Source organism: Streptomyces camelliae, assembly GCF_027625935.1.
Taxonomy (GTDB): Bacteria; Actinomycetota; Actinomycetes; order Streptomycetales; family Streptomycetaceae; genus Streptomyces; species Streptomyces camelliae.
In genome coordinates, this window is sequence record NZ_CP115300.1 from 1,136,535 (window position 1) to 1,151,361 (window position 14,827).

The 14,827-nt window shown below is 72.6% G+C and carries 11 protein-coding genes; 5 read left to right on the top strand and 6 right to left on the bottom strand.

All coding sequences use genetic code 11. The features are described 5' to 3' along the window. Position 1 precedes the first annotated feature (1 nt). Positions 2-2,827 carry an NHLP bacteriocin export ABC transporter permease/ATPase subunit gene (locus O1G22_RS05375; protein ID WP_270080229.1) on the top strand — a complete coding sequence of 942 codons (2,826 nt, stop codon included), beginning with the start codon at positions 2-4 and terminating at the stop codon, positions 2,825-2,827. Here the strand turns inward: O1G22_RS05375 and O1G22_RS05380 are convergent. Further along, the gene (locus O1G22_RS05380; RefSeq protein WP_428986478.1) at positions 2,824-3,642 is read right to left on the bottom strand and encodes a ribonuclease BN; all 819 of its coding nucleotides are present in this window, start codon (positions 3,640-3,642) and stop codon (positions 2,824-2,826) included. The genes O1G22_RS05375 and O1G22_RS05380 overlap by 4 nt on opposite strands. Before the next feature lie 226 nt (positions 3,643-3,868). Here O1G22_RS05380 and O1G22_RS05385 point away from each other — a divergent pair, with 226 nt between their 5' ends. Beyond that, positions 3,869-5,383 carry an MFS transporter gene (locus tag O1G22_RS05385; protein ID WP_270080231.1) on the top strand — a complete coding sequence of 505 codons (1,515 nt, stop codon included), beginning with the start codon at positions 3,869-3,871 and terminating at the stop codon, positions 5,381-5,383. A 382-nt stretch (positions 5,384-5,765) separates the two neighbouring features. On the opposite strand, the gene O1G22_RS05390 is transcribed toward O1G22_RS05385, so the two are convergent. Continuing rightward, positions 5,766-6,200 (bottom strand): subtilase-type protease inhibitor, encoded by a 435-nt coding sequence (locus O1G22_RS05390; protein WP_270080232.1) that lies wholly within the window; start codon positions 6,198-6,200, stop codon positions 5,766-5,768. A 376-nt stretch (positions 6,201-6,576) separates the two neighbouring features. On the opposite strand from O1G22_RS05390, the gene O1G22_RS05395 reads away from it, so the two are divergent. Continuing rightward, positions 6,577-7,746 (top strand): lactate 2-monooxygenase, encoded by a 1,170-nt coding sequence (locus O1G22_RS05395; RefSeq protein ID WP_270080233.1) that lies wholly within the window; start codon positions 6,577-6,579, stop codon positions 7,744-7,746. A gap of 43 nt (positions 7,747-7,789) precedes the next feature. Here O1G22_RS05395 and O1G22_RS05400 read toward each other — a convergent pair whose 3' ends face one another. The 3 genes from O1G22_RS05400 to O1G22_RS05410 form a co-directional block, all read right to left on the bottom strand. Next, on the bottom strand, positions 7,790-9,505 hold the full coding sequence (locus tag O1G22_RS05400; protein ID WP_270080234.1) for an RICIN domain-containing protein: 1,716 nt from the start codon (positions 9,503-9,505) through the stop codon (positions 7,790-7,792). 515 nt (positions 9,506-10,020) lie between these two features. Beyond that, positions 10,021-10,398, bottom strand: a complete 378-nt coding sequence (locus O1G22_RS05405; RefSeq protein WP_067044164.1) for a toxin Doc — start codon at positions 10,396-10,398, stop codon at positions 10,021-10,023. A 3-nt stretch (positions 10,399-10,401) separates the two neighbouring features. After that, positions 10,402-10,641, bottom strand: coding sequence for a hypothetical protein (locus O1G22_RS05410; RefSeq protein WP_225097586.1), 240 nt, complete (start codon positions 10,639-10,641; stop codon positions 10,402-10,404). 184 nt (positions 10,642-10,825) lie between these two features. Here O1G22_RS05410 and O1G22_RS05415 point away from each other — a divergent pair, with 184 nt between their 5' ends. Continuing rightward, on the top strand, positions 10,826-11,335 hold the full coding sequence (locus O1G22_RS05415) for a methylated-DNA--[protein]-cysteine S-methyltransferase (RefSeq protein WP_270080235.1): 510 nt from the start codon (positions 10,826-10,828) through the stop codon (positions 11,333-11,335). Positions 11,336-11,346: 11 nt separating this feature from the next. Next, complete coding sequence (locus tag O1G22_RS44510; RefSeq protein ID WP_333492220.1) at positions 11,347-11,610, top strand: hypothetical protein; 264 nt, start codon at positions 11,347-11,349, stop codon at positions 11,608-11,610. On the opposite strand, the gene O1G22_RS05425 is transcribed toward O1G22_RS44510, so the two are convergent. Next, the gene (locus O1G22_RS05425) at positions 11,559-14,657 is read right to left on the bottom strand and encodes a glycoside hydrolase family 2 TIM barrel-domain containing protein (RefSeq protein WP_270080236.1); all 3,099 of its coding nucleotides are present in this window, start codon (positions 14,655-14,657) and stop codon (positions 11,559-11,561) included. The genes O1G22_RS44510 and O1G22_RS05425 overlap by 52 nt on opposite strands. Positions 14,658-14,827: the final 170 nt, after the last annotated feature.

Here is a 14,827-nt window from a genome sequence, read left to right on the forward strand (position 1 = left end):
GATGACGACGGTCCAGGAGGGATACAACGGCGACCTCGTGCTCGGCGCGCTGGGGTCCATGGGCACCCGCATCGACTGTGCCGGCTTCAACCGCGTCGACCTGGAAGGCCCGCAGGTGCTGTGGCTGGTCGCGGCGGGCGCCCTGGACCTGTTCGCGGTGGACGCCGCCCAGCAGGGCCACTGGCACCACCTCGGCCGGCTGGAGGCGGGCACGCTGCTGCTCGGCCCGGTCGCGGGGCCCCAGCACACCCTGGTGGCCCGCCCGGTGCGCGACTGCGCGCTGCACCGGATCAGCCTGCGCGAGCTGTACCAGCCCGCCAACACCCAGACCTGGTCGTACGACGAGTACGGCAACCCGCAGTACGTCCCGCCCGCCACCAGCCCGCTGGAGTACGCGGTCGCGCTCGGCGTCGGCCGCGGCCTGTCCGTCCTGTTCCAGGCCCCGATGGCCGAGGACCGCTCCCAGGCGCCCACCGACGACGACGTGTTCTGGATGCAGGTCCCGCCGGGCAGCGTGCAGTACGGCTCGCTCTACGGCGCGGAGGCCGCCGCCGATCTGCTGATGGACCCGGCGCTGTGGCAGTCGATGGTGGACCAGCAGTACCGGCTGCTGACCGCGCTGGACCGGTGGATCGAGCAGCTGGAGCGCACCCACGAGACCCGCGCGGCCGCCGGTATCAAGGCCGGTGAGGAGGTCCGCGCCCAGGCCGACCGGACGCTGCTCGCCTCCATCGGCAAGCGCTCGGCCCGCCGGACCACGGCCGCCGACGCGGATGCCGGGTACGCGGCCTGCAAGCTGGTCGCCGAGGCGGCCGGGATCAAGCTCGCCGAGTCCGCGCAGAGCGGCACCGAGAGCGAACGCCTCGACCCGGTGGAGCGGGTCGCCCTCGCCTCCCGGGTACGCACCCGGACCGTACGGCTCCAGGGGCGCTGGTGGCGGGAGAACGTGGGCCCGCTGGTCGGGCACCGGGCACTGTCCGGGGCGCCGGTCGCGCTGCTGTGGCGGCGCGGCGGCTATGTGGCCGTCCATCCGGGCACCGGGCGCGAGACGCCGGTCGAGAAGGCGAACGCGGAGGAGTTCGAGCCGCGCGGGGTGATGTTCTACCGGCCGCTGCCCGACAAGGCGCTCACGCCGCTCGGTCTGCTGCGGTTCAGCCTCCAGGGCACGCGCGGCGATCTGCTCAACCTGCTGCTGGCCGGGCTGGTGACGGTGGCGATCGGCGCGCTGGTGCCGGTCGCGACCGGCAAGGTGCTCGGCGAGTACGTGCCGAAGGCACAGGAAGGCCTGATCGCCCAGGTGTGCCTGGCCGTGATGGTGAGCGGGGTGGTCGCGGCGGCGTTCACGCTGCTGGAGAACCTGTCCATCCTGCGGCTGGAGGGCCGGATCGAGGCCGCGCTCCAGCCCGCCGTGTGGGACAGGCTGCTCCGGCTGCCCACCCGGTTCTTCACCCAGCGCTCCACCGGTGAGCTGGCCAGCGCCGCCATGGGCATCAGCGCGATCCGCCGGCTGCTGGCGGGGGTCGGCCCGGTGGTCGCGCAGTCGGTGACGGTCGGTGCGATGAACCTCGGCATGCTGTTCTGGTACAGCCCGGCGCTGGCGATGGCGGCGCTCGGCATGCTCGTCGTCATCGCGGCCGTGTTCCTGGGCCTTGGGCTGTGGCAGGTGCGCTGGCAGCGGCGGCTGGTGACACTCGGCAACAAGCTGAACAACCAGGCCTTCCAGACCCTGCGCGGCCTGCCCAAGCTGCGGGTGGCGGCGGCCGAGAACTACGCGTACGCCGCCTGGGCGCGGGAGTTCGCGCGCAGCCGGGAGCTGCAGCAGAAGGTCGGCCGGATCAAGAACCTCACGACGGTGCTGGGCGCGGTCTATCTGCCGATCGTCACGCTGCTGATGTTCATGCTGCTGGCGGGCCCGGCGAGGGGCGCGATGTCGGCGGCGGACTTCCTCACCTTCAACACCTCGGTGACGATGGTGCTGACCTCGGTCACCCAGCTGACCGGCTCCTTCGTCTCGGCGGTGGCCGCGCTGCCGCTGTTCGAGGAGATCAAGCCGGTCTTCGAGGCGATGCCCGAGGTGCGCACGTCGAGCACCCGGCCGGGCCCGCTGTCGGGTGCGCTGGAGGCCCGGCGCCTCTCCTTCCGGTACGCCGACGACGGCCCCCTCGTTCTCGACGACGTGTCCTTCGCCGTCCGGCCGGGCGAGTTCGTCGCGGTCGTCGGTCCGAGCGGCTGCGGCAAGTCCACCCTGCTGCGGCTGCTGATCGGCTTCGACAAGCCGGTCTCCGGCAGCGTCCTGTACGACGGCCAGGACCTGGCGGCGCTCGACCAGTCGGCGGTGCGCCGGCAGTGCGGAGTGGTCCTCCAGCACGCCCAGCCCTTCACCGGCTCCATCCTGGACGTGATCTGCGGCACCGAGCCGTACACGCCGGAGGAGGCGATGGCGGCGGCCGAGATGGCGGGGCTCGCGGAGGACATCAAGCGGATGCCGATGGGCCTGCACACGATCGTGGCGGCGGGCGGCGCGATCTCCGGCGGCCAGCGCCAGCGCCTGATGATCGCCCAGGCCCTGATCCGGCGCCCGCGCATCCTCTTCTTCGACGAGGCCACCAGCGCCCTGGACAACGACACCCAGCGCATCGTCATCGACAGCACGCGCAAGCTGAACGCCACCCGCGTCGTCATCGCGCACCGGCTCTCGACCGTCCTGGACGCCGACCGGGTGATCGTGATGGAGGACGGCAAGGTCGTCCAGCAGGGCAGCCCGGCCGAGCTGCTCGCCGACACCGGCGGCCGGCTGCACGAGCTGGTGCGCAGGCAGCTGGCCTAGGGCTCCTCGCACTCGTCCTCGGGCCGCTGGTGGTGGGACGGAAGCCAGTGGTGCTCGACGAACCAGCGGCCGAACAGGGCACCGCCGTAGATGACGAACCCGACGCCGATCAGCCAGGACTCGACCACGAGGACGGTGCCGACGGCGCCGTAGCTGAGCGCGTTGGTGACGATCAGCGGGGTGAAGACGAGGTAGGAGAACGCGCGCAGGCCGACCAGGCCGAGGACAGTGGCGACGGCGCCCGGCAGCAGGGAACGCCAGTGGACCTGGCCGCCCAGCAGGAAGCGCTGCCCCCACCAGAAGAAGACCACGCCCGTCACGGCGGACAGCACGACCCGCTGGCTGCCGGGCACGGCGGCCTTCGTGGCGGCCTCCTGGTAGAGGTAGGCGGTGAGCACCAGCAGCCAGGTCGCCTGCCGCCACACCCGGTGCCAGGGGCCTGCGGCCACGCCCCAGATCCGCTCGTAGGCGTTCTGCACACTGCCGCCGAAGGTCACGCCGAACACGCCGAGCAGGACGAGGCCGAAGACGCTGGTCGTGCCGACGACGTTGCGCGGCGGGCTGATGACGTCGGTGAGCGCGTGGGCGGACGTCCCGGACAGGCCCATGCCGTCGGTGAGCCAGGAGGCGAAACCGCCCCGCGCCAGGGGGTCGGCGGCGGCGACCACGATCAGCAGCGGTGCCAGCGTCACCAGGGCGAGCGTGGCGAACCCCATGGCCCGGTGCATCAGTTCCAGCTCCCGGCCGTGCTCGATCAGGGCCCGCACCCTGAGCCACTCCCAGGCGCGGTGCAGGCCGCGCCGCCACCGCTTCACGGCTCCTCCCGGGCTCGCCGCCGCCACGCTCTCCTGAGGCGATTCATCCATCCTGGCGCGCTCCGGGCAACTCGCCGCCGCCGTGGCACACCCGGCCGGGGCACTCCAAGGAATCCAGCGAAACGTTGCCGTTTCGCTGAAAGTGTTCTACGCTCGATGTGTACGAAACAGTTTCGTTTACGTGCCGTTCACTTCCGCACCCCGGACGACTTCCCTGGAGTGGTTCATGTCCCAGAAGACCCTGGCCGAGGGCTCCCGCGCCGGAGCCGAGGCGATCGACAAGCCCGAAGTGAGCGCGGCCCCGGCGAAGCGCTGGTGGATCCTCGCGGTCGTCGCCGTCGCGCAGCTGATGGTCGTCCTCGACGCCACGATCGTGAACATCGCCCTGCCGTCCGCCCAGACCGACCTCGGCTTCTCCGACGGCAGCCGGCAGTGGATCGTGACGGCGTACGCGCTGGCCTTCGCCTCCTTGCTGCTGCTCGGTGGACGCATCGCCGACCTCTTCGGCCGCAAGCCCGCCTTCCTCGTCGGCGTCGTCGGCTTCGCCGGAGCCTCCGCGCTCGGCGGCGCCGCGAACGGCTTCACCATGCTGGTGATCGCCCGCGCCCTCCAGGGAGCCTTCGGCGCCCTGCTCGCGCCCGCCGCGCTGTCGCTGCTCAACACCACCTTCACGGACGCCCGGGAGCGGGCCCGCGCCTTCAGCGTGTACGGCGCGATCGCCGGCGCCGGCGGCGCGGTGGGCCTGCTGCTCGGCGGTGTGCTGACCGACGCGTTCGACTGGCGCTGGACCCTGTACGTGAACGTGGCCATCGCCGTCGTCGCCTTCGCGGGCGGCTGGCTCCTGCTGAGCAACCACCGTGACGCCGCCGGCGCCAAGCTCGACGTGCCGGGCACGGTCCTGGTCGCCGCCGGACTGTTCGCCCTGGTCTACGGCTTCTCCAACGCCGAGACGCACGACTGGGGTTCGCCGCTCACCTGGGGCTTCCTGATCGCCGGCGGTCTGCTGCTCGCCGCCTTCGCCTGGTGGCAGACCCGGACCGCGCACCCGCTGCTGCCGCTGCGCATCCTGCTGGACCGCAACCGCGCCGCCTCCTACCTCGCGGTGCTGATCAGCGGCGCGGGCATGTTCGGCGTGTTCCTCTTCCTGACCTACTACCTCCAGCTCAACCTCGGCTTCAGCCCCACGAAGACGGGCGTGGCGTTCCTGCCGATGGTCGGCGCGCTGATGGTGACCGCGCAGGCCGGCAGCACCATGCTGCTGCCCCGGATCGGCCCGAAGGCGGTCATCCCGCTGGGCTTCGCGATCGCCGCGGCCGGCATGGCCTGGCTGACCGGCATCGGCCTCGGCGCGCACTACGCGAGCGCGGTGCTGCCCCAGCTGATCGTGATCGGCGTCGGCCTCGGCCTGGTCATGCCGACGGCCATGCAGCTGGCCACCGGCGGGGTCGCGGCGGAGGACGCGGGCGTGGCCTCCGCCACCGTCAACGCCATGCAGCAGGTGGGCGGTTCGATCGGTACGGCGCTGCTGAACACTCTCGCCTCGACGGCCGCCGCGAACTACCTGTCCGGCAAGGACGCCACCAGCAAGCTGGTGCAGGCGCAGGCGACCATCGAGAGCTACACGACCGCCTTCTGGTGGTCCGCGGGCCTCTTCGCGGCGGGCGCGCTGATCGCCTTCCTGCTCTACCGGCGCGGGGTGCCGCGCCAGGACGCGGGAGCCGCTCCGGTCGTCCACATGTGACCGCCGGAACCATGAGCCCGAGGGGCCGCCGTCAGCAGGGAGACGGCGGCCCCTCGGCCCGTCACGGCGGCGGTCCCCGGCGGGACGGCTGCGCCGTGTCGCTCTGTGTGCCCGCCGCGTCCCGGCATACGACACGAGTCATCGGCACAGGGCGGACGGCACCGGTTGAAACCGGTGTTTTTTCGCCGCTCCCCGGGTCGGGCCCCCCACGGGCCTTCCCCGGGGAGCGGCTGTGTGCCCGGAAGCCGGCGGGCGGCCCCACTCCGCCCGTCGGTCCCGGTGCGAGATCGCTCGTCCCCCGCCGCAGTGGCCGCACTCCCCAGTCACGGACCTGTTCCGGCGCGTACGGGGCCGGGCGATCCCGGTCCTGGACGGCGAACTCCTAGAAGGAGAAGACGCCGTCGCCCACGGAGTCCTTCATGCAGGCGTTGCCGAAGGTCCGGTCGTAGGAGACGCGTTGGCCCTGCCAGACGCCCTGGACGGTGACGACGACCGGGTCGTACAGATTGGTGCACCACACGCCCTCGGCGGGCCGCAGCGCGTTGAAGTCCCCGCCGGTGCCGCGCAGTTCGGCGCAGGCTCGGGCCGCGTCGGGGTGAGTGCCGGAGGGCGTGGGGGCGCAGGCGAGGGTGACGGCGCGCTCGGGGGTGGCCGTGGCCGCGTCGTTGCCGTGGCCCACGGTGAGGACCAGCGCCGAGGGGGCGTAGAGCGACGACGGGGCGACGCCCGGCGCCGCGACGGCGGCCCCGGTCAGGGGTCCGCAGACGGCGGCGGCCGTGAGGCCGAGGGCCGCTGCCCAGCGCGCGGTGTTCCGCATTGTGTGCATCCTTCCGCTCGAACAGACGAGGTGCCGGCCCGGGCCCAGGTGGGGCGCCGGAGCGGCGAGCGCCACTCTGCCGAGTCCACCGGGGAAACACACATCGAACGCATGGGTTTCGGTAACCTTTCGTGTTGAATCAGTGGCGTGATGTCACGGAATTCGCACACCGTGACCCAGGAACAGAGCGGGTTCCGCCCGGTCGAAGCGATTCAATGGCCGAAAATCAGCGCCTCGTTAATCGTCCTGAAACATTCCGACCTTGCCCCCTTCAAGTCCCTTCATGACTCCTTGTGTTCATGAAGTGATCACGTATCGTCGGTCTGCACGCACGCTCAGCTCCTCAGCTCCTCAGCGACGAGAGGCGGACGACCGGATGGCGAAGCACTGGGCCGACTTCCAGTACGAGATCTATCTGAACGGGATGACAGGTGCCGTGCCGCGTCTGCCCACCGATCTGACCCGGCTGGAGGAGCTGGCCGAACACCGGCTCGCCCCGGGCCCGATGGGGTACGTGGCGGGCAGTGCGGGCGACGGGAGCACGGCCCGTGCCAACCGGGCCGCGCTCTCCCGGCGCCGGATCGTGCCACGCATGCTGCGGGACGTCGGCGAGCGGGAGCTGTCCGTCGAGGTGCTCGGGCGGTCCCTGCCGGCGCCACTGGCGCTGGCCCCCGTCGGCGTGCTGAGCATCATGCATCCGGACGCCGAACTGGCCGCCGCCCGGGCCGCCGCCGCGCAGGGCGTGCCGTACATCCTGTCGTCGGCGTCGAGCACGCCGATGGAGCGGGTGGCCGACGCGATGGGGGACGCCGAGCGGTGGTTCCAGCTGTACTGGGGCAAGGACCGCGAGGTGACCCGGAGTTTCCTCGACCGGGCGAAGGCGGCCGGGTTCTCGGTGCTGGTCGTCACCCTGGACACCCAGCTGCTGGCGTGGCGGCCCCGCGACCTGGACCAGGCGTATCTGCCGTTCCTGCACGGGGCGGGCACCGCCAACTACTTCACCGACCCGGCCTTCCGGGCGGGGCTGGAGCGGTCCGTGGAGGAGGATCCGAACGCGGCGGTGCTGCGCTTCCTCGGCCTGTTCGGGGATCCGGGCAAGACCTGGCCGGACCTGGCCTTCCTACGCGCGCACTGGGACGGTCCGATCGTCCTCAAGGGTGTGCTGCACCCGGACGACGCCCGGCAGGCCGCCGACGCCGGGATGGACGGCGTGGTGGTCTCCAACCACGGCGGCCGGCAGGTGGCCGGCTCGGTCGCCGCGGCCGACGCGCTGCCCCGGGTCGCGGACGCGGTCGGCGACCGGCTGACGGTGCTGTTCGACAGCGGGGTGCGCACCGGCGACGACGTGTTCAAGGCGCTGGCCCTGGGCGCGCGGGCGGTGCTGGTCGGCCGGCCGTACGTCTACGGGCTCGGACTGGACGGGCAGGCGGGCGTGGAGCACGTCATCCGGTGTCTGCTCGCCGAGTTCGACCTCACGCTCGCGCTGTCCGGGCACCGCGCCCCGGGGACGGTGTCGGCGGCCGACCTCGTCGAGGAGCCTGGCTGAGCCTGCCCTGGCCGGTGGCGGGCGGCCCGCCACCGGCGGTGTCTCAGGTGTCCTTCTCCGGCAGCCCGGCCGGCTGCGGGGACGGCCCGCCCGTGCCCGCGATGGACAGGGAGCCGGGGCTCGCCGCCGGCGCGTCGGTGACCCAGCGCTGGCCGGCCGAGTGGTCCCGGACCTTGACGACGAGGTCGGCGCCCGGGGTGGCGCCCGCGGCGGCGAGGGCGAGGGTGCGGTCCCAGCGGGTCAGCAACTCGCCCTCGGCGCTGCGGTCGTAGCGCACGTCGTTCGCCCGCGCGGAGCCCGCACCGGCGCAGCTGCCGAGGATCACCACCCCGGCGTCGGCGTGCGAGTCCAGGCACAGGTCCGGACCGGCCGCGCTGCGCAGCAGGCCGTCGGCGTCGTACGTCCACTGCTGGGTGGCCGCCGAGGAGCACACGGCCAGCACCGCACCCGCCCCGGCGCGCGGGGTGCCCTTGACGTCCAGGCACAGGTCGGCGTCGGCGTTGCGCAACCGGGCGGGCCGGCCGGACGTGGGCAGACCGGCGGTACCGGGGGCGGTGGCGGAGGTGGGCGCGGACGGGCCGCCGGGAACGGCGCTGGTGGAGGCGACCGGGTCGGTGCCGTCGCCGCCGTCCGGCCACATGCTGATCGCCAGCACCGTCGCGAGCAGCCCGGCCGAGGCCACGCCGACACCGGTGAGCAGCGTCCGGGACGACAACGCGGTGACGGGTGCGCGCAGTACGGCCGCCGGGATCCGGGCGAGCGGTCCGGGCTCGTCGCCGCCGCGCCGCCGGCCGCGGGACACCCGGCCGTGCCCGTCGCCGCGCCCCGCGGAGCCGCTCCCGGTGGCGCGGGCGAACAGCCCGGGCTTGTCCCCGCCGCGCCGCCGTCCGCCGGAGCGCCGGGAGCCGCCGCGGGCGGGACCGGGGCGGCGGCCGGGGCGGGAGTCGAGGTAGCGACGGGCACCCCAGCCGAGCACGGCCTCGGCGAGCAGCACGCCCAAGGCCGCGTCGGCGTGGCCGAGTTGCTCGGCGGCGTGCCGGCAGTAGGCACAGGCGGCCAGATGTTCCTGGACATCGGGCAGCAGGGCACCGCCGCGGCGGATCGGGACGTCGAGCAGGCGGTTGTAGTAGCGGCAGTCCTTGCCGGGGGCGAGTTCCCGGTGGGCGCGGACCAGGCCTTCGCGGAACTTGTCCCGCGCCTGCTCCAGCGCGGCCGTCGCGCTGTCGGCGTCCAGGCCGAGCAGGGCGGCGGGCACGGTGACCGGCTCGGCCTCGACCTCGGTGTGCCACAGCAGCGCCTGCTCCAGCCGGGGAAGGGCGTGGAAGGAGCGGTCGGACAGGGCGCGGTTCTCCGGTATGAGCGTCTTGGCGGCGCGCATACCGCGGCCCCCGGCGGGCTTGCCGAGTCCGGGCAGTACGGCGGTGATCCGGTCGGTGCCGGACCAGTTGACGACCGTGTCGCGGACGGTGACCAGCAGGCGGGGCCGCAGTGCCTCGGCGGGTTCGCCGAGCGCGAGACGGCCGAGGACCTGGTGGAAGGCGGTGGCGGTGACCATGTGGGCGAGGGGCCCGGGCATGGCCAGGCAGATGACCGCGTACTCGTGCGCCGGCTGCCAGTGCCGGGCCATCAGCAGGGCGGTGGACCGCGAGCCTTCCGCGTCGGAGCCGGCCCGCAGCGGACCGGCGAGCAACTCGTCCGGTTCCCCGGGATCTCCGCCGGGCGGCGGATAGGGGGGACGAGGAGGGTGGGGGGTGGGCACTGAGCGGGTTCCTTTGGTGCGTGATGCGTCGTTGCGTATCTCAGGGGCGCGCACGGGGAGGGGAACTCTCCGGTCCTCGGCCGGTGAACGATCCGCAACTGCCGGAAGAACCCCGGACTTTACCCCCCGCACGGGCGCGTCAACCCTTGCACAACTTCCACACGAGCAACAAGGCGCCCGCACAACTCGACCGGTTTGAAGGAAAGTCAGGAATTGCGCCGTCCCCGCCGTTGGCCGGCCATCGGTATTCGACGGCCCGAGCACCCCGTGTGAACCGTGCGCACTCACCAGCCCGCCGCGCGCGTTCCCGGCCCGTGCCGCCCCGTGGTGGACTGGGGCCGGCCCTCTCGGAAGGCCCCGCACGGGGTGGGGGTCCCCCCGGTTCGAGCGAAGTCGAGAACCGGTGGAAGGTCTCCTGTGCGAGATGGGCCGCCGGCCCCGTTCCTCCTGCCCTCGGCCGGCGGGCTTCCCCCTGCCGGCCGGGGCGGGTGCGGACCGGCGCCGCCCGCCTCGGCTCAGATCTGCCAGGAACGCAGCCGGTCGGCCGCGCCGTACACGTCCGCCTTGCCGGAGATCAGGTCGCGGGCGAGGTCGACGAGGGCGCCGTAGGGCGGGTCGATGCCGACGCCGCTGACGAACATGTAGGCCACGGCGGTCGCGCAGGCGAAACGGGCGTTGGCTGCGGGCAGCGGCTTGAGCACGGCGAGGGTGTGCAGCAGGGCGGCGGCCCGCCAGGCGGGGTCGGAGTCCACGCCGAGCCGGGGTGGGTCCACGCGGTGCCGGGCGACGGCGGCGACCAGTGCGGAGAAGTCGTCGACCGAGGGCTGGTCGGGCAGGACCTCCTCATGGCGCTGGAGCAGCCAGGGGACGTCGATATGGATGACGGAGGGCATCGCTCAGGCGGCCTCGTCCTTCGCCGGGGGCTCGTCGTCGGGAAAGGCGGCCGCGAACTCCTCGGCGTGCGCGGCGAAGAACTGCCGGAAGGCCTGGGCGCCCTCCTGCAGCGCCCGGTGCCGGGCGATGTCGGCGGCGGCGGCCTCGCGCACGAGGGCCTTCATCGACGTACCGCGCTCCTTGGCGATCTGCCGCAGGTCCTCTAGTTCCCGGTCGCTGAACTCCACATTGAGAGCTGGCATGCCCCTCACGGTACCGCGAGGGTACTTACCCGTAAATACCACCAGGTCAGACGCTATACGGCACGGTACCTTCGAGGCCCGAGGGCGATGTCCGATTCCCGCCGGTCCCCGGGCGCCCGGCACAGCAGACTCGGCAGTGGAAGGCAGAGAACGAAAGCGACCGAAGGAAACGCAAGGAGCGGCGATGAACACGCGCACCGTCCACACCGTCCACCCGAGCCCGCTGGGCGACCTGCTGCTGACCGCCACGGTGTCGGCCGACGGCGTCACGCTCACCTCGCTGACCCTGCCCGGACAGCGCGGCGCACCCACGGTCCGCGCCGAGGACCGCGACGACGCGCCGTTCGCCGAGGCGCACCGGCAACTGGACGCCTACTTCGCGGGCCGCCGAATCCGCTTCGACCTGCCGCTCGCGCCCGCGGGTACGGCATTCCAGCGGGCGGTGTGGCAGGCCCTGGACGACATCCCCTACGGCACGACGACCACGTACGGCGAGCTGGCCGCCCGGCTGGGCGTGCCGCGCAGCGAACTGCGCGCGGTCGGCCGGGCCCTCGGCGCCAACCCGGTGCTCCTCGTCCGCCCCTGCCACCGGGTGATCGGCGCGGACGGCTCGATGCGCGGGTACGCGGGCGGTGTCGGGAACAAGGTGTGGCTGCTGACGCACGAGGGCGCGCTGCAGCCGACGCTGGTGTGAGGGAGGCGGGCATGCGCTTCACCCTGGCGGAGGCCCGGCGCCGGGTGGCCGGCACGGACCGGGCCGCGCTCACGGCCGAGCTGGACGAGCACGGCGGCGCGCCCACCGGCCCGCTGCTGACGCCCGCGGAGTGCGCCCAGCCGGCCGCCCTGTACGACCGGCCGGTCCGGGCAGGACTGACGGGGAGTGATACGAGAACCCCGCCCGGACCGGCGTACCCCCGCTACACGTCGAGGCGGCTGATGCGCACCGCCCCCTTCGCCTCGCCCGGGTAGGCGCTCGTGAGCGTCAGCCGCAGCCGCGAGCCCCGCACCGCGTCGAAGGTGATCACGGTCGGGCTGTCCGAGCCGGTGGCCCACTCCGTCTTCGCGCCGGTCACCGGCACATAGGCGCGGCCGTCCCACACCGCCACCTCGGCCCGTGCGGGCAGCGTGTGGCCTGCGTCCACCGTGAAGGAGACCGCCACCCGGTCGAAGGTCCGCATCCGCCCGGCGTCGACGGACACCCAGTCCGTCGCACGGGCTCCGCCGAAGGCGGGCAGCAGCGCGGTGGCCGACTTGGTGAAGGCGTTGGACCAGCCGGTGGCCGGATCGCCGTCGAGCATGGCGGCGGGGAGGGTGTCCTCGCGTCCGGAGTAACTGGCGTCCGCGTACGGGTGGTCGAGCGGCTCGGGGTGGTCCGGCCGGAAACGGGCCGCCGGGGTGCGGGACGCCTCGCGCGCCGCTGTCGCGTGCACGCTCACCGTGCCCGTGCGCAGGCCGTCCACGCGCGCGGTGACCTTCAGCTCGCCGGGGTCGGTGCCGGAGCGGACGATGGCGAGGGCCTTGCCGTGGAACGCGGTGCGGGTGCTCGCCTGATAGCGCTCGGCGCTCTCCTCGCGGCCGTTGTCGACCCCGGCGAGCGAACCGCCGCTGACGTCGAAGGTGATGAGGTGCTCGGCGTCCGGCACCACCACTCCGCGCGCGTCGACGATGTCGGCGGTGACAAAGACCAGCGAACGGCCGTCGGCGGCAAGGGAGTCGCGGTCGGCGGTGAGGCGTACGGCCCGCGGATCCCCGGCGGTGCGCAGTACATCGGTGGCGACGATCCTGCCGTCCCGGCGGGCCACCGCCCGCAACTCGCCCGGCTGGTACGGCACTTTCCAGGCCAGGTGGAGTTTGCCCGCGCTGCCGTTGGGGCTGGTGTAACTGCCCGGGTAGGGGCCGTCGGTGAAGGTCTTGTCGTCGCCGGTGGCCTCGGTGGTCTCCAGATAGGCGCGGCCGTCGGTGGTCTGCTTGACGTCGAACTCCCGTACCCCGAGGGACGTTCCGTTGAGGAACAGCTCGACGGAGGGCACGTTGGCGTACGCCCAGACCTCGACCGTGTCGCCCTCCTCGTGGTTCCAGGTCATCGGCAGCAGATGGACCATCGGCTCGGCCGTCCACTGGCTCCGGAAGAGGTGGTACATGTCCTTCGGGAAGCCGGCGGTGTCCACCGCGCCGAAGAAGGACGCCTTGACCGGGAAGACGTCGTACGGGGTGGGCTCGCCGATGTAGTCGATGCCGGACCACAGGAACTGGCCCGCGAACCACCTGCGGTCCCGGTCCTTCTTGTGGCCGTACTCGCCGCTCATCGTCCAGGAGGCGAGGTTGTTGTCGTAGGAGGAGGTCTCCCGCCGGCCCGGGGTGTGGTTCTCGCCGGTGTTGAGGTGCTCGGGCTCCTGGTAGGCGCCGCGGGTCGAGGTCTCCGAGGAGGACTCGGACTCGAAGAGGAACAGGTGCGGGTACTTCGCGTGCAGGGCGTCGACCGACTTCGCGGTGTTGTAGTTGAGGCCGAGGCCGTCGAGCTTGGCGAGCATCAGGTCGGCCGGGGAGCCGGTGGCGGGCACGCCGTGGTACTTGTTGGACCCGATCACCACCGGGCGGGTGCCGTCGGCGGCCTTGATCGCGCCGATGATCCGGTCGGCCATGGCGAGCCCGGCCGTGGAGGTGGAGTCGGGGATCTCGTTGCCGATGGACCACAGGACGACGGCCGGTGAGTTGCGGGCGGCGAGCACCATCTCGGTGGCGTCCTTCTCGCACCACTCGTCGAAGAACCGGCCGTAGTCGTACGTCGTCTTCCCGGTCCGCCAGCAGTCGAAGGCCTCGACCATCATCACGATGCCCAGTTCCTCGCAGACCTGGATCATCTGCGGCGAGGGCGGGTTGTGCGAGGTGCGGAAGGCGTTGACGCCCATCGACTTCATGATCCGCATCTGTCTGCGGACCGCGTCGAGGCTGATCGCCGCGCCGAGGGCGCCCTGGTCGTGGTGGAGGTCGACGCCCTTGATCTTGGTGTAGGTGCCGTTGAGAGAGAAGCCCTCGTCGGGGTCGAAGCGGTAGTCGCGGATGCCGAAGGGCGTGCGGAAGGTGTCGGTGGTGCGGCCGCCGGCCCGCAGTTCGGTGTGCAGGGTGTACCGGTTGCCGGGGGTGTCGAAGTCCCACAGCCGCGGCTCGGGGACGGTCAGTTCGTGGGTCTCGGTGGCCTGCTCGGACACGGCGACCGTGGTGACGGCGCGGGCGACGGTACGGCCGTCGGGGCCGACGATCCGGGACAGGACCTGGACGCCGGTGCCGGTGCCGGACTCGTTCACCACGGTCGTCGCCACCCGGACCAGGGCGCTGTCGGCCGAGATCCGCGGGGTGGTCACACAGGTGCCCCAGCGGGCCACGTGCACCGGCTCGGTGATCACGAGGCGGGCCTCGCGGTAGATGCCGCTGCCGGAGTACCAGCGGCTGCTCGGCAGCCGGTTCTGCACCTTGACCGCGAGGACGTTCGGCGTGCTGCCGTCGGTGTGCACGAGGTCGGTGAGATCGAGGGCGAAGCCGGTGTAGCCGTAGGGATGGTGGCCGGCTTCCGTGCCGTTGCAGTAGACGTAGGAGTCCATGTAGACGCCGTCGAACTCCACCGAGATCCGCTTGCCGGCGTACCCGGGCGGCAGGGTGAAGGCGAGCCGGTACCAGCCGAGGCCGCCGGGCAGGAAGCCGGTGCCGCTGGTGGTGCCGTTGTCGGTGCTCGGGGTCTGCTCGATGCTCCAGTCGTGCGGGACGGCGACCTCGCGCCAGGCCGAGTCGTCGTACCCGGGATCGGCGGCTCGGCCGTAGGCGCCGGTCGGATCGGTGATGCCGCCCGGGTTGACCAGCGCGAAGCGCCAGCCGTCCCGCAGCGGCACGGTGTGGCGGCCGCCGGCGCCCGGGGACGCGTCGGCGGCGAGGGCGGCCGGAGCCGCCGTGGCGTTCAGCAGTGCTCCGGCCGCGGGCGTTGCCGTGGCTGCGACCAGTACCGATCGGCGCGTGACCGTCATGGCGGCTCTCCCTCATCAGGGCCCAGAAATAATCACAACTGATCGTGAACAAACAGATTCTGACGGCCTGCCACGCACGATCGTCAAGGGTGCGGCACGTGGTGCCCGCACCCCGATGACACATCGGCCGGATTTCCCCCTTGACCGTGTTCGACGGACCGGTCGGCCGA